The 18,648-nt window shown below is 53.6% G+C and carries 11 protein-coding genes; 7 read left to right on the top strand and 4 right to left on the bottom strand.

Features of this window, described 5'->3' with window-relative positions:
- The first annotated feature begins 275 nt into the window (after window positions 1–275).
- The 7 genes from ACA073_RS10030 to ACA073_RS10000 all read left to right on the top strand — a co-directional run bounded on the left by ACA073_RS10030 (window position 276) and on the right by ACA073_RS10000 (window position 6,387).
- Entirely contained in the window at window positions 276–1,358 is a 1,083-nt protein-coding gene (locus ACA073_RS10030) for a helix-turn-helix transcriptional regulator (protein WP_497403112.1), read from the top strand.
- Between the two features lie 393 nt (window positions 1,359–1,751).
- Window positions 1,752–2,087, top strand: coding sequence for a hypothetical protein (locus ACA073_RS10025; protein ID WP_497403111.1), 336 nt, complete (start codon window positions 1,752–1,754; stop codon window positions 2,085–2,087).
- Between the two features lie 144 nt (window positions 2,088–2,231).
- Complete coding sequence (locus ACA073_RS10020; protein ID WP_497403110.1) at window positions 2,232–3,200, top strand: DUF932 domain-containing protein; 969 nt, start codon at window positions 2,232–2,234, stop codon at window positions 3,198–3,200.
- An 81-nt stretch (window positions 3,201–3,281) separates the two neighbouring features.
- Window positions 3,282–4,286, top strand: coding sequence for a YqaJ viral recombinase family nuclease (locus ACA073_RS10015; RefSeq protein WP_497403109.1), 1,005 nt, complete (start codon window positions 3,282–3,284; stop codon window positions 4,284–4,286).
- 78 nt (window positions 4,287–4,364) lie between these two features.
- Window positions 4,365–5,285 (top strand): recombination directionality factor, encoded by a 921-nt coding sequence (locus ACA073_RS10010; RefSeq protein ID WP_497403108.1) that lies wholly within the window; start codon window positions 4,365–4,367, stop codon window positions 5,283–5,285.
- A 50-nt stretch (window positions 5,286–5,335) separates the two neighbouring features.
- Window positions 5,336–5,833, top strand: coding sequence for a RadC family protein (radC, locus tag ACA073_RS10005; RefSeq protein ID WP_017337804.1), 498 nt, complete (start codon window positions 5,336–5,338; stop codon window positions 5,831–5,833).
- 251 nt (window positions 5,834–6,084) lie between these two features.
- A complete protein-coding gene (locus ACA073_RS10000; protein ID WP_497403107.1) occupies window positions 6,085–6,387 on the top strand; it encodes a hypothetical protein in 303 nt (100 codons plus the stop codon).
- 24 nt (window positions 6,388–6,411) lie between these two features.
- Here the strand turns inward: ACA073_RS10000 and brxL are convergent, their stop codons facing one another.
- The 4 genes from brxL to brxC are packed head-to-tail and all read right to left on the bottom strand — an operon-like array spanning window position 6,412 to window position 18,645.
- On the bottom strand, window positions 6,412–8,487 hold the full coding sequence (gene brxL, locus ACA073_RS09995; protein ID WP_497403106.1) for a BREX system Lon protease-like protein BrxL: 2,076 nt from the start codon (window positions 8,485–8,487) through the stop codon (window positions 6,412–6,414).
- Between the two features lie 5 nt (window positions 8,488–8,492).
- Window positions 8,493–11,015 (bottom strand): PglZ domain-containing protein, encoded by a 2,523-nt coding sequence (locus ACA073_RS09990; RefSeq protein ID WP_497403105.1) that lies wholly within the window; start codon window positions 11,013–11,015, stop codon window positions 8,493–8,495.
- Window positions 11,012–15,004, bottom strand: a complete 3,993-nt coding sequence (gene pglX, locus ACA073_RS09985; RefSeq protein WP_497403104.1) for a BREX-1 system adenine-specific DNA-methyltransferase PglX — start codon at window positions 15,002–15,004, stop codon at window positions 11,012–11,014. The genes ACA073_RS09990 and pglX overlap by 4 nt, the downstream gene beginning before the upstream one ends.
- Window positions 15,001–18,645, bottom strand: a complete 3,645-nt coding sequence (brxC, locus tag ACA073_RS09980) for a BREX system P-loop protein BrxC (protein ID WP_497403103.1) — start codon at window positions 18,643–18,645, stop codon at window positions 15,001–15,003. The genes pglX and brxC overlap by 4 nt, the downstream gene beginning before the upstream one ends.
- Between the last annotated feature and the right edge of the window lie 3 nt (window positions 18,646–18,648).

The raw sequence follows: 18,648 nt of genomic DNA, 5'->3' as shown, positions 1-18,648 counted from the left end.
GCCCGGCGGAATACCCGTGAACGAACACGTTCGCCACCGTGCTGGCACTGTGCGGCAGGGTCAAGAACCTGAAGTGTTTTACCAAAAGTGAAGCTCCGTTCTAACCAGGATTTTTCAGTGCCATGGGTACACTTCGAAACAAGCCCTTTGCCTATTCGCCTGTGGATCCCGATCTTCAAAAAGTGATAGCTTATCGCCATTCCGCGACACAATGTACTCCCGTAAATTCCTCCCCCGGTTGCTTTTTCACCCTCCCCCCGCACAAGGAAAATACCGTGCCGTCAGCCAAATCTCATTCCACGGTCAGTCGTCAATGGGAACTGCTCAAGCTCCTGCCCAAACGCGATTCAGGCATCACCGTGACGGAACTGCTGGCGCGGCTTGACACGTTTGGCTACCAGACCAGCCGGCGTACGGTCGAACGCGACCTGGTTGATTTGTCCCTGGTGTTTCCATTGCAGTGCAGCGAAGACGGTTCACCGCAGGCCTGGCACTGGACGCCGGGGGTGAATGTCGAGTTGCAAGGCATTACCTTGACCGAAGCCTTGAGCCTGGCGCTGGTTGAAGATGCCATTCGCCCGTTATTGCCCGCCAGCATGTTGAGCGTGCTGGAACCGCGCTTCGTGCATGCCCGGCGCAAGCTCAAAGGCCTGGAAGACGATAACCCGGCAGCTCGCTGGCTGGAAAAGGTTGCCGCCGTGCGACCGGACCTGAATCTCCAGGCACCGGACATCGATCCGCACCGGCTGGAGTCATTGCAGAAGGCATTGATCAATGAAAGTCAGGTGCAGTGCCAGTATTACTCCGCACACACCGACAAGTTGAGCGAGATGACGCTCAATCCCCTGGCAATGGTGCAGCGCGGGCTGGTGACCTATTTGATTGCCACGGCGCATCCGTACACCGATATACGCCAGTTTGCAGTGCACCGTTTCCGCACGGTCGAGCAGCTCGACAGACCTGCCGAGGGCGTGCAGGGATTCGACTTGCGCGCCTACCTGGCCAGCGACGCGTTGCAGTTCGGAACGCCGGAGAAAATTCAGTTTCAGGCATGGGTGAGTGAGCGCCAGGCACGCTTGATCCGCGAGACACCGCTGAGCCCGGACATGACCCTGGAACAACTCGAAGATGGCTATCGGGTGCGCTCGACGCTGAGCAACACCTGGCAACTGCACTGGTGGATTCTGTCCCAGGGCGACGCCATGGTGGTCGAACAGCCGGCCGAACTTCGCGCCCAGATCGGCGAAATGCTGCAGCGTGCAGCAGCTGCCTATCAACCACTTGATAAGGTCGCGGGAACAGTGGTCTCGCAGGTTAACGAGCAAGCGGCGGAACAATCCACCGCGTCTGTCGCGTAGGACCCTGGCTAAGCCGCCGGTTGAGGCTGGTCACACAGTGGAAACCGCCCGACGCAGACAACCTCGACTCGATGAAGAGGCATCGTTTTGCCGGCAAAAGGTGCCATTTGAAATTGGGCTCGCTCTGCCCCATTTTCGGATGGTGTTTCTCGACAGTCCGGTGCGCTTGGCTATCCCTTCTGACCGATTGCTGCACCTAATCGTCAAAGAGCCCGATTACGATTCGATTCAAAACGATCTCAGTCATACATCACGAACCTGCACCTATCCGCATCAGGCATCCCCCAGACTTCGCAGTCTCTCCATTTAAGCAGATCGCGCAGGCGACCTGCTTGATGGGCTCTATGCCCGTGCAATGACTTCATCCCGACTTTCTCGACAGGAACCCTGCACATGACCACTCAATGCCCACGCTGTCACTCCACCGCAGTCATCACCAAAGATTTGGGCAGGAAAATCGGCGCCCTAATTGGCACCGTTGGTGGCGCAGCCCAAGGCGTCACCGGCGCCATGGCCGGTGCCGAAGTTGGCGCAGTAATCGGCGTAGTCGCTGGCCCCGCCGGTGTTGCTGCTGGTGGCATGGCTGGGGCCATTCTCGGGGGGCTAGCCGGCGCGGCGACCGGCTGTATCGCGGGCGCCAAACTCGGCGAAGTCATCGATGAACGGGTTTTGGACAATTACGCTTGTCTCGACTGCGAACTGCAGTTTAGTGGCCGTCATTCCGTTTGAACTGCTCCTCTCCCGCTTGACGTAATTGCTGTTCCCCACCTGCTTCATCGCTCCCTCCCCTCTCTATCAACACGCCGCACACCGACTGATCCCTGCTGAATATCCAGCGGCTTCGCCGTGCACCTATGAAAAGGAATCACTTCCATGGCTCATCTCATCGAACAAATGGCTTACGTTGGCGCTACACCTTGGCATGGTTTGGGTAACCGCCTGACGCAAAAACAACCGCTGGAAATCTGGCAGCGTGAAGCCGGCATGAACTGGCAAATCCATCACAGCCCAGTGCATTTCAAATCAGACAGTATCGGCACCCTGGGCTCGATCCACTCTTTCCCTGAACAGAAGGTACTGTATCGCTCCGACACCAAGGCCCCCTTATCGGTGGTATCCAACCGCTACCAGGTTGTGCAGCCGCGTGAGGTGCTGGAGTTCTACCGAGATCTGACTGAGGTTTCTGGTTATGAGCTCGAAACAGCCGGGATACTCAAAGGTGGCCGCAAGTTCTGGGCGCTGGCCAGGACGGGGCAGACAACCGCGCTGAAGGGGAACGACCAGGTGAATGGCTATCTGCTGCTAGCTACCTCCTGCGACGGCACCCTGGCCACTACTGCCACCCCGACCACAGTGCGCGTGGTCTGCAATAACACCCTGACCATTTCTCTGAGCGGCGCTACGCATGCGATCAAAGTGCCGCACAACACCCGCTTTGATCCACAGGCAGTGAAGAAACAACTGGGGATCGCCGTCTCGCAATGGGACGAGTTTATGTACCGCATGCGCGCACTGGCAGAACGCAAGGTGCAGTGGCATGAGGCGATGGGCTTCTTCATGAATGTGCTGTGTGATGTGGCCCCCAATAGCAAGCTGCCGGAAGTGCTTCCGAATGAGCGAGCACTGCGCAAAGTCCAAGGGCTGTACGAAGGCCAAGGTCGTGGAGCGACGCTTGAGTCAGCTCAAGGAACTGCGTGGGGCTTGCTCAATGCCGTGACGGAGTATGTCGATCACGAGCGACGCGCCAGGAGTACCGAATACCGAATGGACTCTGCGTGGTTTGGGGCCGGCGCAGCCCTCAAAGAGCGCGCACTGAACGCCGCACTGCAACTCGCCGCCTAGCCCCACTCACCAACTCAACTGTTAAAGCGCCTGGTTAGCTTCTACTGGCCGGGCGTTTTTTATGCCGCACAGGAAAACATCATGGGCACGCAAACTCGGCAACAAACCAGTAGCAAACCCCGCCCAGCACTGCGCCTAGTGGGCACCAAACAACTGCCACGCGAAGACTGGCTGGCTGTACGTAAACAAGGTATCGGCAGCTCGGATGCTGCTGCGGCCGTCGGTCTTAACCCTTACAAATCCCAGCTGGAGCTATGGCTGGAGAAAACCGGGCGTGACACCTCTTTGCCCAAAATAGATCCCAATGACGAAGAGAGCCCTGCTTACTGGGGCAATATCCTGGAACCGATTGTCACGACCCACTACACCAAGCGCAGTGGTCACCGGGTACGACGCATCAATGCAGTGTTACAGCATCCTGATCCTAAACTGCCCTGGATGCTGGCCAACATCGACCGCGAGGTCATCGGCGCCGACGATGTGCAGATTTTGGAATGCAAAACGGCCGGCATCAACGGCGCACGCCTCTGGAAAGAGGGTGTGCCGGAGTATGTGCAGTTGCAAGTGATGCACCAGCTGGCCGTGACGGGTAAACAGGCAGCGGATGTCGCGGTGCTGCTCGGTGGTCAGCACCTGGAGATCCATCGCATCGAACGGGACGAATCGATGATTACTCGGCTGATCGATCTGGAGCTGCTGTTCTGGGATTACGTGGTCAGTGATACCCCGCCACCGGCCGATGGTACAGCCTCGGCCGAAGCGGCGTTGCGTTGCCTTTACCCCGAAGACAATGGTCAGACCCTGGACTTCAGCCAGCACACGGAGCTGGCCAGCACCTACCTGGAGCTCAAGGCTATTCGCCAGAGCATTGTCCAGCAGGAGACGCGTGAGGCTCAGCTCAAACAAGCCTTGCAGCAGGCTATGGGTGCAGCCACCCGTGCGGAGTTTGCGGAGGGCTACATCAGCTGGAAGAAGTCTAAAGACAGCACCGGTCTGGATGTCGAACAGATGCTGAAGGACAAACCCTACCTGCAGGCCCGCTATCCCAAGATCAAAACAGGCAGTCGCCGCTTCCTGATCGGCTGAACCATTCCCCCTCACCCAGGCCACCCGGATCGTTTACATCCCGGTGGCTTTTTTCTTTTCAGATCAAGGATAACCGCCATGCTCAAAGGTTTAGCCATCACCCCGCCAGTACTCGGGCGCATTTCCATCGGTAAGGTCGTCGAGAAAAACGGTAAGCGTCTGCCGGAGAAAGACGATCAATTCACCCTCACCTCGCAGGTGCAAAGCCGTGACGGTTGGCTACTGCACCCACTCAATGAGGAACTGCGGAACGGCCAGGACGGCAAGCTGCGCAGTATTCCGATCCGATTGCTTTTCAACGAGCCCCATCTGAACTTTCGCGCCGATTACAGCCTGTTCGACCGCACCACCGGCCGCCCGCTGTGCGTCGGCAACGGCGAGACCTGCAAGCGTCTCACTAAGGATGGCATCCAGTCGTTACCCTGCCCTTCGCCGGATGGTTGCTCACTGGCGCAAGGCGGAGTCTGCAAGCCTTACGGCCGGCTGAACGTGGTGATTGGTGACGATGATCCACTGGGCAGTTTCGTCTTCCGCACCACTGGGTTCAACAGCATCCGTACCCTGGCGGCACGCCTGCAGTATTTCCAAGCCATCTCCGGCAATCGCCTGGCCTGTTTGCCGCTGGAATTGCGTCTGCGTGGTAAATCCACTCGGCAGAGCCACGGGACACCAATCTTCTACGTCGATATCACAGTGCGCAACGGCCTGAGCCTAGAAGGCGCCTTGCTTGCCGCCAAGCAACTAGAGGAAACCCGGGAAGGCGCTGGCTTTGACCAGAGCGCCTTGGATCACGCGGCATGGCAGGGATTTAACAATGGGGCCTTTGAAGACAGCGAGGAGGACACCGGTGGCATCGTCGAGGAGTTCTTCCCCGCCATTGAAGATCAGACCAACCTAATAGAGCCCCAAAACCAACTGGCAGCGCCTACCAAACCCACACTCGCGCAAAAGCTGGAGTCGCAAGCCATGCGATACAACGGCAAGCCCACCGCTCAGTAACCGGATTTCTCCCCCCCTCCGTTCTCACGCATACGCACAGGAATACCCGCATGAAATATCACAAGCTTGTAGCCGGTGAAACGACCGGTACCTATGTCATGGAGACTCCAGTCACCGAAGCTGACATCCTGCAGATGGCTCAACAACTGGCGATGAGTCGTCTGTCTAAAGGCCGAGCACTGACTGAGCCGAAGCAGGTTTTCAGTCACCTGCAAACACTGCTGCAGTACCATGAGTATGAAGTCTTTGCCTTGCTAATGCTTGATGCCAAGCACCGGGTGATTGGTTTCAGAGAACTATTCAGAGGCACGTTGGATGGTGCCAGCGTGTATCCACGGGAAGTGGTGAAGATCGCTTTAGAGCACAACGCTGCGGCCGTAATCCTGGTTCATAATCATCCCTCCGGCGACCCAGAGCCTAGCCAGGCCGATTGCACATTGACCACCACCCTCAAGAACGCACTCAACATGGTCGGTACCCGGATATTGGATCATGTGGTGGTGGGTCATGACGGCTGCGTGTCGTTGGCTGAACGGGGGTATCTGTAATCGAAAGGCCAGACACTCCGTCCGTTAGTCTGCCCTGGCCGATGCCAGGGCGGTCATCAGCAGGATACCCTGGCATTAGGTTCTGCTTGCGTGCTGTATCTTCAGTCGAATGCAGCGGGGTTAATTGGATAGGTCTCATACTCAGGGAAAGACGCTTGACTGCGTCTTTCCCTGAGTATGAGACCTATTGATGTTCTTTTTTTGCCAGTCAGGCAGAATCTGCAGCCCGATAGGACCACAACCAGACACTGATGAAATTACTCAACACCTACGACGACCGCGACGAAGCCGAGGAAGCCGCCGAGAAGCTGACTGGCGACAAGCGCTTAGCCAGCGAACGCGACGCCACCGTGGTCATCTACAACCTGTTCGGCATTCCCAGCTGGGGAAATTTCCATCGGCTAGGAATGTACAACCTGAGCGTACTGAAAAACCTACTTGACTGCCGTGCTGCCTGGAATCAAACCAACAGAACCCAACACGCCGAGATCATCTCTACATTAAAAACAGTGTCTAAGAACTATGGAATAGAAGTACCTGAACATTGGTTATGACAGCAAAAATCAGTGGTTCTCAATTTACCCACGAAAAATATCCACCTTGGTTTCAAGGCACTTTCGCAGACTCAAGTCGTTCGCGCCCACCTCAAACCAGCCACCCGGCTTTTGGTAAAAATCCAGGCCTCGCCCGATTTTGATGACCCAACCGTTGTCCAGGCGGATTTCCCGATCGTGCATGTTCGGGTTGAGTTTGACCTCAAGCTCCACATCCATCTCGAGCAAGCTTTGCTTCAACTCTTCCAGCTTCTCTGCAATATCGGCCAGCTGCGTGTTGTCGTCGTATCCGGTGATGAGGTTGATCTTCTTCACCGTTCCGGCCTTTAAGACGCACTCACAAAAGCGAACGAAATTCTGGATCTGGTGCTGAAGGCGAATGTACGGGTCTTCAATGATGACCGTCTTTGCTCCTCGCAGGTAGGGACCAATGATCGATTCGTAGCTGTGGCCGACGTCACCGTACATAATCGTGAAGTGCTTCTCTACCAACTCTTCTGGAACAACAGGGGTAACGACAGGGGGAGTTACTTCGACTTTGATCGCAGGCTCGGGCACCCTCGGCTCTTGTATAGCCTCTGTCGCAGCGTCACGTTCAGGTGCAAGTTTGTCGTTGAGCTGCCGTCTAAACGGTTGCTGTGTAGCTGCGGCATCCTTCGACTCGGGACAATAGACAACAACTTCTTGCCCTTGCGCATTAAGGAATGAGAGATCGATGCGCGCAAACTCATCATCGGGTTTGCGTTTATTCATCTGTTCCTTCACACGTCGACGGCACTCAACTGCGTAGGCTACATATTCTTCGAACTCCTCATCGGTCGGAGAACCGGTAGGGTGAAGAATCTTCAGGAAGGCACAGACGGTTTTCTTGATGCCTTTTTCATCACGGCCCTCAACACTCTTGCCAAGTCGGATGCGTTTGCTGACTTCTTCGTACCGATTGGTGTGCTTGAACTGGTAGTGGAATGCTTCCGCCAGGTAGTCCGTAATGAACCCGTAGCTACTGGTTAGAAATTCACTGCTGTTCTTGGGCATTTCCCAGCCAGGTATGTAGGCTGCGAATCGATCCATGATCGCCAAGTCAAACTCAGCGGGCAATGGTTGGAAAAGATCATGCTCAACCGAGTTAACTACTTGGCTGATGGAGAGATCGAAATTGCCAACAAAGCTAAGGCTGGCATCAGCGATCACTTCAGCGCCACGCGAAAAGCGACCATTCGCCATGAAATCCTTCATGATTTGAATGGTGTCCGGATCTTTGACTTTGATGCCGCCTACTTCGTCGAAAGCCACGGTGTCCCAAAATCCAACCAGACCAACCTTACGGCGTGCGTTGTTGTAGAACAGCGCCGACTTGGTCGCCTGGCCACCTGAAATCAATGTGGCGTAGGGCGAAAATTCACTGAAGAAATACGACTTCCCGGTGCCGCGTGGCCCAAGCTCAATGTAGTTGTAATTGGGTTCAACGAGGGCCGCCAGGCGCGCAATAAAGTGCATGCACACCCGCTTTGACAGCTTTGTTGGCTCCAGACCAACGGTGCGCAAAATCGCCGCAATCCACTCGTCACGGGTGAACTGAGTACGACCATCACAATAGCGGTCAAAATCAAAGCGGCTGATCTGGATGGGGCGCAGGTCTTCAATATAAAACGCGTAGTCGTCTTCTTCGATCGCGTTATGTGCCAACGTCACCTCAGCCCAAATTCCGCCCTCCAGTAGGCGGTCATTGTCTCGGTAGAACTTCTCGCCAATAGCGATACGCTGTGAATTGAAGTTCTCCAATGAGGCCCAGTGGCGCTTTTCCTTCTCGACATACCGAACATGGACCTTGTCGATAAAGCGATGCTTGCCTTTGGTTGCCACCTTTGACTGAGCGGCATTGGCCTCGTCAGGCTTTACATAGTTGTCTTGTAGGCTGGCCAGCACCGCCTCCATGCCCGCGTCCATCTCGGCCTGATCATCACTCGCACAAAAGCGCGCAAGCAAAAACTCCAGCACGAAGGTTGGGACGTTGGTTCCCTTCTTAATCCGGTGGAGTAAATCCTTGCGCAATACCTTGCCATCAAAGGTGGCGGTCAGCTTTTGGTCGAGTTCATTCATCGTTTTTACACCGCATAGTCGGTTGCCAGGTCAAGTTGGCAGTACACCGTATAAGTCGTTGGATGCAAAGCTTTGATCTTGAATTTCCCCTCGAAATCCATTTGCATCTTGATCGTGACTTGAACCTTGTCACCTGGCTTCAACGACAATGTTCCTGTTGCCGGATTCACTGCCCCCCCGGCCTTCGCTTCACCCACCACTTCGCCCTTGCTGTCGTGTGCCTCCAGCAAAATCTCGAACTCGTTTTCAGTCGAGAACATGTCTGCCGTTTCAACTGCAAGGTCAATCACTGGCATACGTGTGGTGATGGCCTTGGCACCGTTCTTGTAGCTCATCGCCACAGATGCTTTATGCAGTGTCGGTTGATTGGATGTTTTCAACTGCATCGTTATCACCGGCACCACGCATTCCTGCAAAGAAATGCCACCGTGATAATAGAGCAAACCACTGCGATAGGCTGCCAGCGAATGTGGCGCAGCGAACTTGGCAAAGTCACCGCGAATGCCCATTTTCTCGGCGGAGACCACCAGGTGATTACTGTCGCCAGCACCATCACCCAGCGCGCACCGGTCATGAATGCCAATCCAGTTGCCAGCGGGCTTGCTGCAGACATCGCCCGCACCAGCGTGGGTGTTCATGAAGAAGCCATGATCGGTCGCGATCACCACCTCATGAAAGCCACGCTCTTTCAGCTTATGAATTGCGACCCGAATGCGTTTGAGTGCATTGGTAATCTCTGCAGGAGCGGTGTCAGGATGGTTCTCAAAGTGGCTATCTATCTCTACAGCGCGCAACACCAACAAATCGGTTTCAGGCGAGAAATCGAAACGTCCGCGCACAAAGTCTTCCAGCCGCCCCTCTTCAAAGCGCTGGCCGTATTTCTTCCGAAACACATCCATGCGCTGCGCAACGGTATTTACCACCTGGTCACCCAGCATTGGCACCAGGCTCTGTTCGTCATTCTTGATCCGAAGCTGCTGGCCAGCCCCGGGCAACAAGCTGGCCATGCCTACTGGCGTGATGCTTGGAAGCTGCGCCATGGCAGCCTGCACTTCAACTTGTCCGTCTTCCGTCAACTGCCGTTCCAGCGCTACGCCCAATTCGTAGCGAAGCGCATCAATCATGAAGTACGCCACCTTGTGGCCGTTTTTTTGCAGCTTGGGCGCAACAATGCGGTCAAACACATCAGTATTCGATAGCTGCCCAGCCAACGGCCAGCCACTTTGCTGCACATGACGAGTGAAGATCAACTGCACCTTCTCGACCAGTTTGCCGTACTGCTTACGAACCTGCTGCTTGACTGGCGTCATGACACCTTGCGCGTCTTGCCAGTCGTAATCGCTAACTGCCTGTTCGAACTCGCGATGCAAGCGATCAGCTTCACGCAAACTGCTCACGTAAAAGGTCAACAGCACATCAAGATTGCGTGCGTTGTCCGAAAGCTGCCGCTCCATGTCGTCGCAGGTTTGAAGCAACTCAGTAGCCGATCGAATCAAATCCCACTGGGCACGGCTCTCGCCTTTGCCCGTCCACACCGATTGCTGATGGCGCTCCGAGATGCTCCTCACCCGGTCGATGTCATCACGTAGGATGCCTTCGATCGCCCGACTCAAAAACGTGCGCTCCTCAAACGGGAAGGTGTCCCGGTCGCCCAAATCAGACCAGCTACCAAATTGGCTGACCAGGTTGAGATCCCGCTCAATTTCTTCTGCGCGGTCGATATAGACACTCTGCGTGCGGCGATCATTGCGCAGCAGATCGCACAGGTATTCAATCAACGGCTTCGCCTGCGTTTCGGCTCGCGGTACATCGTTCAAACTGGCAGGCAATGCACCAGGCAGATCAAATACAAACTCGCTGAACAAAACAAAACGCCATAGTTCGCTGGCAACCGAGTCCCATGTCTTGCCCCTGGTTTTCAATGACAGGCCCATGCTGTTGCGAAGCAAATCACGCGCCTCTGTCACCCAGCTATCACTGCCTTTCAATGCCGCTTGTTGCGCATCGTTTGGCACAAGCAGCGTGAACAGAATGTCTCGGGCGGACTCGACTGCCAGTAGCGCACGTAAGTTGGGCCAGCCCAAGCCGCCGCCAACAGCATCCACCACCGCAAAACTAGGCGAAGCATCCTGCTCAAAGATGGCCCGAATGGCCGTGGTGTGATCTGGTTTCGCCTTCAGGCATAGGCTCTCAAAGCTATCACCATCCCCTTCGGGGAACATCGCCCCTGCTGCGGCAATGGGAGCGAAGGGATCAGCCTGCCTTTCTTCATCGCTCTCGGGCGCTTTTGCAGGCACATAGACCAGAATTCCAGCGAGCTGCCGATCAATCACATCACGCAAGCCCTGCATTGCAGCTACCCGACTCTCAATGCTGCTCTTTGAAGCATCCACAACCAGCAGCTTGTCGTCAGCCAAACCTTTGCAGACATCTTGGTAATGCCCGGCAGGGTCATACACCACGAGACTGCCCGCCTTTTGCAAACGGGGACGAAGAATCTTGTTCTGGATGAAATCAGCAATGCTCATTCGTCAGCTCCCGCTTTCTTTTTTCCGCGCGTTTTCCTGGGAGCGACCTCTGGCTCCACGTACAGATCTTCAAGCCCATGCGCGATGGCGAGGGATTTGTCGGTCTTGCACTTCTCACGCACGCGTTCTGGCCAATATGCCATGGCCAGGTGTGCCCAGTCGTAGTCTCCTTTTCCCAGCTTGGACCAGGTGTCTTTCAATACCTTTTGCCACGGCTTGTGGCGGAACAGGGGCCACAATGGGGCAGCAGTAATTTGCACGCCGTCGTCGTGGTTTGGCTGGTAGACAGGGGCAATTTTGAGTAAGTTTTCTCGAAAATCAATGAGCTCCTGTTCAAAGGTTTGCAGAACCTCATATTGCTTTTCTTCATCGTGCGTCCGGCCACTACCTTTTACGCGCATTTCGGCACACTCACGGCTGACTTGCGTGAGTTTCCCATTTGGACCATCGATAAAATCGTTAACAGCCGTAAATAATGTTTGATTGTTCAGACTCGGGTAATAGATCCAGATCGTGTAGGTACATGACGCAGTTGATAGTGGCCAATAGATAGGCGCTTTCCGACGGCTTTTCGTATAGCTTTTTAAATGATTGGCAAAAAACTGTGCGGGCCGGCTTAAGTAATCTCGCAATGTTTTTGCGCCCAACTCTTGAAACAAAGAGCTTTCAAAATCTGTAGCTTCTTGCGGCTGGATTAATCTCAAAACCTTACTGACGAGACTAGTGATATCTTGTGGATTTGCAGTGTCCTCCACCAGAATCCCGTAAGGGCCAAACGTAATCGGATATGTGTCAAAGTTATTTTTAATGATTTCTAATCTTTCAGACGGTGGCAACATCCCTGGAGGGATCGCTGGTAGCGGAGCGAATGGGTTCTCAGACACATCAGATTGTTTATTATCTATGACATTTCTTATATCCCATCGACCAAAAGCACAACCCACTGCATAAGACAAAATACTGTAGAGCCGAGTTGTAGGCTCATCATCTAAATTTGCGCTGACCTCTTCACTCGATTCAATGTCATCAAAATCCAGCTCATCTTTTGCATTAAGAGCTTCTAAGAGGTCTCTCTGCAACATCTCAAAGTCGCCAATGTTAAGGCCATAGGCAGCGGCAATCTGTCGTTCTAACTCATCGCCTAGAAGTGAGCGCCTTCCGGAGTCAGCTTCTGCTTTTAGCACATCGATTTTGCTAGGCGAAAAAAACAGAATTTCAGTATCATCGGTAGAGAGTTTTGACGATACTCGTGTTCTTTCTTTCTCAATGGCGCTTAGACCCGCCTTTAATATATCTTGATCAAATTCCAAATATGGCACCGCACCGACCATTGAATTTTGAAATTTTGGATGGCTAAATTTTTCACCCCTAAAGCGAGCGACACATGTGGCAATATTGGAACCCATTAAAATAAGCATCCAATCAACAAGCTCTGGCTTTGGATAAACTTGGGACCGACCAGCAGTCGGAATTACCCCAATGGGTACTACATAGGGTACTAACCTCGTCGCGCGAAGCATGTAACTAAACCCCGGCTGAAAATATCGGTCCTCGCTCATGACGTGCTTCGATGCGACGTGGCCCTTACCCTCAATAAAGGCCTTCACTTCTGAACCGTTGTGTCGCCAATTTACTAGCATATGAATTGAGGCTTGGAATGCCGACGACTTGTCAGTCTTGGAATACCACGCCCAATGACGACCATTCGCAGTTTGTCGAATACAGTTCTGCTGTACAGAATTCTCTTTATTATTCGGCTCAATGGAAACTATCTGATCAGACATAACTTCGAACCACAGCCGCAGAAAGCGGAAGTCGTCATTAGTCTGCAAACCGACTCGAATATCGCATCCTTTTGGATCAACACGCGGCAGGCGCGAAAAATTTTCTATTACTTCTTTTGGAAGCCAATACACATAAGGCAAATCGTCAAGAAGTGAGAATTTTTCAGGAGCGACAATGAATGTGGATGAATCGTTGCGCCCGGCTCTAAAATTCTGTATTGAATTAAATAGGTCAGCAGATTTATTCTGCGACATCAAATGCCTAAAAAATACCGCTTCCTTTGTAGGGTCAGGTGAATTAGACCAGGTCACAGCAGCGGTTTCGACTAAAGCATCCAAAACTCCCTGACCAAAATCGGAAAAAGTTTCGAGGCAGTATTTTGTTGCTAAAACGTCCCGTCTAAAATTAGAGAAACTCTTTAGATAAAATCCTGAGCGACTAACGATTGCGCCTAATTGACCACCTTTCCTTAATAAATCAGCAGCCCTCTCGATAAAATTCGTCAACAAATTCCCTTTGGACGCGGAATAAGTGCTATCAATGTACGCCTTTGTACCTTGAGCAGCCTCACCGAATGGCGGGTTCATAACAATCACGTCGAACTTATTACTAGTTAAATCGATTAATCGTAAAACCTCCAATGCATCCTGCACATATAAATGCCCTTGATAGGTTGAACCTGCAACTTGTGCAAACTCATTCAGCGATTTACGAAGGCGCGTTTCTGCTTTTTCCCATGTATCTTTCTCTTCCGCTGCAAATAAGTCGACCATCCTTCCGCCGACGAATACTTGTCGGATCAAATGCGGCAATTCACGCTCAGTTTTAAGCAATACACCTAATTCTGGAAGGCCTTTAAGTAACTGCAGTACTCGTTCAAACAGCTGACTATCGAGACCATCTAATGAAGCTTGAAAGTTAGTCAGCAATTTTCGCTCAGCAGGAGGAGCAATAGCTGAAATTACGTTTCCTTTATCAATTAGGGGGCGGTCTTTAGCTTTAATCTTGCCCTCATGCCATGCACGCTGAGCTCGAAGCCACAATGCTAATGACGCAATTTGTGCCGCGCGAGGATCTATATCAACGCCAAAAATGTTATATTTAATGATTAGACGAGGCACATCTAAAAGAAATGCACTTTGATCTAAGTATTCGTGAGTCAAAGGTTTCAATGCTAAACTTGACGACGTTGAAACGTCGAGCGACCCAGGGCCATACTGCAGTTCCCAATCCCAAGATTCACGATAAATCTCAAGGAATAGGTCAAAAGCATATAGGCCAAAATGCATGGACCCACAAGCTGGATCCAGCAACTTTATCGTACGCGGATCTCGTACGCTATCTTTAGCTATCGGCTTCGCGTGAGGTTGAATCGCTAGATATGTGCAACGATTTGTTAATTCTGTTTTGCCACCTGTACTGTTATACCAAAAGCGTCCGAGCGTGTTGTCGACTAGTAGCTCCACGACGTAACGCGGCGTGAAGAACTGATTCCGTACTGCTAACTCTCGACTATTACGGGGAGCTCGAGCGTCGCGAAGCTTTTTGCGCTCTTCTTTGGAGTTGAAATACTGGTATATCCAACCGACAGTTTCGTCTTCTGCCCAAAGCGGTTCGATTTCGAAGTGGTTCAACTCCTCTAACAACGCGCGCAGCGCGGTTTCGCGTGGAAACAGCAAGCCGTTGGCCGCGTAGCGATCGAACAGCATGGGCAACTCTTGCGTCAGCTCATCGAACATACTGAAGAGGTAAATTTGGTAGGCCTGACCAGTTTCACCCAGCGCCGTACCGGCGATCTTGCTGTAGAGCTGATAGCCACGCGATTGATAGCCTTTGCTGACCGACTCAATCAACTGACCGCGCGCTTCCATCATCAGCAGCGCTGCCAAGCGGTTGAGTACCGTAAAAGCTTGTTCACGCACCATACGGTCGATCACAGCAATGCGGTGATCGGTGTCGTCGGCATCTGCGCCCAGATAGTGGGCTAAGGTTTGGCGTAGCACTTCGGCCGTGTGGCGTTGCCGGTCATCCAAATGGGTGAGTCGTGCCATGGGCGTGACTTCACCCGTTTTGGGGTCTAGGCCGTAGGTTTGTTGAAGCTGGATGCTGAATTCGTCTGACAGCAGGCTTCGGCAACTGTTAACCAGCTTTTGCAAGCGGCCCCGCGTGGATTGATCGAAAGCCCCATTTCTTTCAAAACTCATAGGTCGTCCTGCAGTTCGAGGTTGACGGCAAAAGCGTGAGCATATTTCAGCTCGCCACGTAACTGCTGTAGTTGCATGATCAGCGCATCAAGGTCATCCATTGTGGTGATCTTGGTGCGCGCTTTGATGCTGCGAGCCACCGTGGGCTTGGACTCCTGCACCTCATCAACGAGTGGTGCTTCAGCTTCGAGCTGCTCCTTAATTCGCTCCTGCCCCAGACGCTCAATACGATTTTTGAGCTGCTGTACGTAGGATTGCAGCTCGTAGTCCTTGTTGAGCATGGTGGTGAGGCCCGCCAGGTCGGGGGCCACATCCACAATCAGGCGCTCGAGATTACCAAGTAGTTCGGTTTGCTCTTGCTGCGTTAGCCTGATCCATTCAGGAACCCGTTTAAGATCAACCTCAGCTTCTTTGATGCGCGTTTTGAGCAGGCCTTGCATCGCAATGACCGTATCGCGAATGCGAGCGCGAATGGTGGTGAGACTGGTGCTGAAATCCGCCGCAAAACGATAGAAGTCGGCCTGCTGCAGGCGCTCCTCAATAAGGCTAAGGGCCTCAGCCAATTCTTCTTTCAGCGTGGCCAGCAAGGCCACATTCGGCAGGTTGGCAATGGCCGTGCAGTGCTGGCGCAGATCGCGCAGCGTTTGCTCCAGGCCTTGCTCCAACTTTAGTTTGACTTCGGCAGCCCATTTGAGACTTTCGAAGAGCTCTGATTGCTCGTTGCCCAAGCGACGCGGCGCATCCGAAGCATCGGTGAGCAGCACGTCGTTGATCTCGTGGGTGAGGTTTTGCAGGCGGTCTACGCCCGGCAGGTTCAGGCCGCGAAGCTTTTCTGTGAGAGGGCCGTATTGGTGCTGCAGTTGCGGAAAGAGCTTGGTGGTGACTTTGCTGATGTCGTCTTCTAGCGGCACGACGGTGTCGCCAGTCAGTTCGGTCAACCGGGTTGCAGCGCGTGCCAGTACGTCGTTGGACGGACGGTCGCCGCCGCGAAGCGAAATTCCGATGCTTTTGAACGTGTTGTTGGTTTTGATGGCGTCGATGGCCTGCTGGCCATTGACGGTGACTTCGCGCCCCGCCACCTTGAGCTTGATCTCACCGGCCAGCAACATGGCCGCTACCAAGTAGCGCAGGGTGTCTGCCGACCAACCAAAGGGCGCATCAGCAAAGACATCCGTCAGACGCTTGCCGTCAACTGTGCCGTTGCGATCAATGTAGTCACGGATGCTCACCATGGCCAAGTGGTCGATACGAATGCTGTGCCCTCTACTTTGGGTCTGCACAAGATTCAGCGGATCAAGAGCACTTGTGATACCCGACAAATTGCCTACCCGGAGAAATTTCTCGGCGAGTTCTGTCACGGCGCGCACCGGCGCCTCTGCGTAACGATCGAACACTTGCTCGGCCACTTCGCTCAGGTGTTTGCGAGCAGCATCCAGCAGCTCCACCGCCAGCGTATCTACTGCGACAACCTGGCCACGGAAGATGAACGAGCCTTGCAACAGGCTGCGCTGAATCTGTGCCCGCAGTTTGGTGCTGAGGTGTTCAGCCCGGTCGGCCTGGCCGTTGCAATATTCGCGAATTTCCTGATCTGGATCGCTGCGGTAGCGGTTGGCGATCTCACGGCAACGGTGGATGTCAGCCGTCAGTTCGTCCATTTCCGGCGTCGTGCGGCCCACCAGGTAGATGTTGAACTTGGATGAGGTGTGACGCGACTCGTCAGTGACTCGAGTGCGTGCGCTGTCGATTTCTTTGGGGTCGACCAGTTCCACAATGGTTTGGATCTGGTTACGCTCACCCGCCAACGATGCGGGCACATTGCCTGCCGATTGCGCCTTAAGTCCGGTGGATACGGTATAGGAGCCGTGCAATTGGGTGGAGGGCAACGGCGCATAGACACTGGTCAACGCTTCGTTAACGATGCGACGCAGCTCAACGCCGCGCAGTGCAACTTGGCTGCGTTCCTGTTCAATGTCGTTCAGCTTTTCACTGAAGAAGCAAAGGTTGCCGTCTTGTTCGCCAAATGGAACGATGGAGTCGTTGATCAGGTCTTCGACCGCCTTGGCCACAGCGTCTGCTTGAGACGCCCCGGCGATGCTGGCGTGCATCAGGCTCGTGACGTTTTGACGGGTGATCGGCAGGTTGCCAAGGATTTGCAGAACGGCGACCGTCTTGGCGATGTTTTGATGCAACTCGGAATGCGAGAAGCGGATCTTGGTGGCTTTCTCGACCGATGCGTGCAAAGAGGCGAAGGCGCGCTTGATGTCTTTATCCAGAGCATCAAACAGCGTGACGGTGGTGGCGAGCCAGCCAACGGCTTGTTCTGCAACGGCAGGTTTGCCTTCAGAGCCGTCAATCAGAATGTCTTGCACCACCTTGATCGCCGAGCGCAGGCCGATGCCACCCGTGGACTTGGCCAGTGCGCCTAGCAAATGCAGCAGGATATCGAAATGCGCGGGAAGGAACGGGTAGAGATCGACAAAGGTCTTACGATCGAAATCGACGCCATAGACGCGCGCATCGACAAGCTTGGTGTTCTGGCGCAGCTGCTGGCCATATTGATCAAACAATCCGCCTAATTCGGCTTCCGCTGGTAACGACTTGCCCAACAGACGTGTGTAGCAAATTTCCTTGATGTCGTTGGATTCAAGGGCGATTTGAATCGGGAAGCGGTCATTAAGCTTGAACAGTTCTGGCGAGTTGAGGGCTGCCTTCGCGTCGTCCGCCGTGAGCGTTTGCTGTGCCGTTCCGACGATCCAAACCTTGCCGTCGCCGATGTTTTTCAGGTTCTTCGCCAATCCATCGAGGTTCAGGATCAGATTGGGCCGTGGGCCAACGTACTGACCGACTTCATCGATGATGAAGATGATGTATTCCTTGCCCGATGCCTCGCGGGCAATCTCCAGCATTTCACGCACACGGTCGTTTTCGAAAACGACGATTTCACTTGATTCGGTCGTGAACGAACTGGGCGTCTTGAAAAGTGTGGGATAAAGCTTGTGCGCAATCTCAGGAATGAGGCTGTCGACCACCAACTCGTCGTTACGGTAATTGTTCCAGTCTTCACCGCCCGCAGCTTCTTTGAATGCATCCAGGAATTCGTTGTAACGACCTTCCTTCTTGAGCCTGCGTTCCAGCGCTGCAACTTTGAGATTGCGCGAATAACCTGCCCACTGCAGGACCTTGTAGAACAGGACCGTCGACACCTCTTCCATGGTCGCACCTGCGACCTGTTCGCTGGCCAAGTCCAACATCAGCACTGCGGCAGGAAAGCGCTTGGCTACGTTCGAAAGCAAGGACTTGGTTTGCTGACGTTTGAGGCGATCTTGGAGGTGCTGGATGAATGGAACGCCATCAATGGTGATGCGATCGTCAAATGCCAAGCCCAGATACTTGGTGAACGAGCTCTTACCCGAACCATAGAAGCCCGACACCCAGACGCCGACTTCGTTTTCGCCACCAATGTCCATGGCGGCTTCCATCTTGAGCAGGAGATTCTCAAACTGCTGGTCGATGCTGTCGGTAACCACGTATTCCGAGATTTCCGATTTCAGGCGCGCCTCTTGTGACACGCCATAGGTGATGACCTTTTCAATGCTGCGATTGATGCTCTTGCTGGGGTCGAAGAGTTTTTTGATCGTCATGTT

Source organism: Pseudomonas sp. LBUM1670, from assembly GCF_059695695.1.
The sequence above is the reverse complement of the archived record's forward strand: the minus strand, read 5'-3'. Positions and strand labels throughout refer to the sequence as shown.

Excerpts from the sequence above, each read along its gene's own strand:
- ACA073_RS10025 (WP_497403111.1), top strand. The coding sequence starts at position 1,752 with ATGACCACTCAATGCCCACGCTGTCACTCCACCGCAGTCATCACCAAA.
- pglX (WP_497403104.1), bottom strand. The coding sequence starts at position 15,004 with ATGAGTTTTGAAAGAAATGGGGCTTTCGATCAATCCACGCGGGGCCGC.
- ACA073_RS10000 (WP_497403107.1), top strand. The coding sequence starts at position 6,085 with ATGAAATTACTCAACACCTACGACGACCGCGACGAAGCCGAGGAAGCC.
- brxC (WP_497403103.1), bottom strand. The coding sequence starts at position 18,645 with ATGACGATCAAAAAACTCTTCGACCCCAGCAAGAGCATCAATCGCAGC.
- brxL (WP_497403106.1), bottom strand. The coding sequence starts at position 8,487 with ATGAATGAACTCGACCAAAAGCTGACCGCCACCTTTGATGGCAAGGTA.
- ACA073_RS10020 (WP_497403110.1), top strand. The coding sequence starts at position 2,232 with ATGGCTCATCTCATCGAACAAATGGCTTACGTTGGCGCTACACCTTGG.
- ACA073_RS10010 (WP_497403108.1), top strand. The coding sequence starts at position 4,365 with ATGCTCAAAGGTTTAGCCATCACCCCGCCAGTACTCGGGCGCATTTCC.
- ACA073_RS10015 (WP_497403109.1), top strand. The coding sequence starts at position 3,282 with ATGGGCACGCAAACTCGGCAACAAACCAGTAGCAAACCCCGCCCAGCA.
- radC (WP_017337804.1), top strand. The coding sequence starts at position 5,336 with ATGAAATATCACAAGCTTGTAGCCGGTGAAACGACCGGTACCTATGTC.
- ACA073_RS09990 (WP_497403105.1), bottom strand. The coding sequence starts at position 11,015 with ATGAGCATTGCTGATTTCATCCAGAACAAGATTCTTCGTCCCCGTTTG.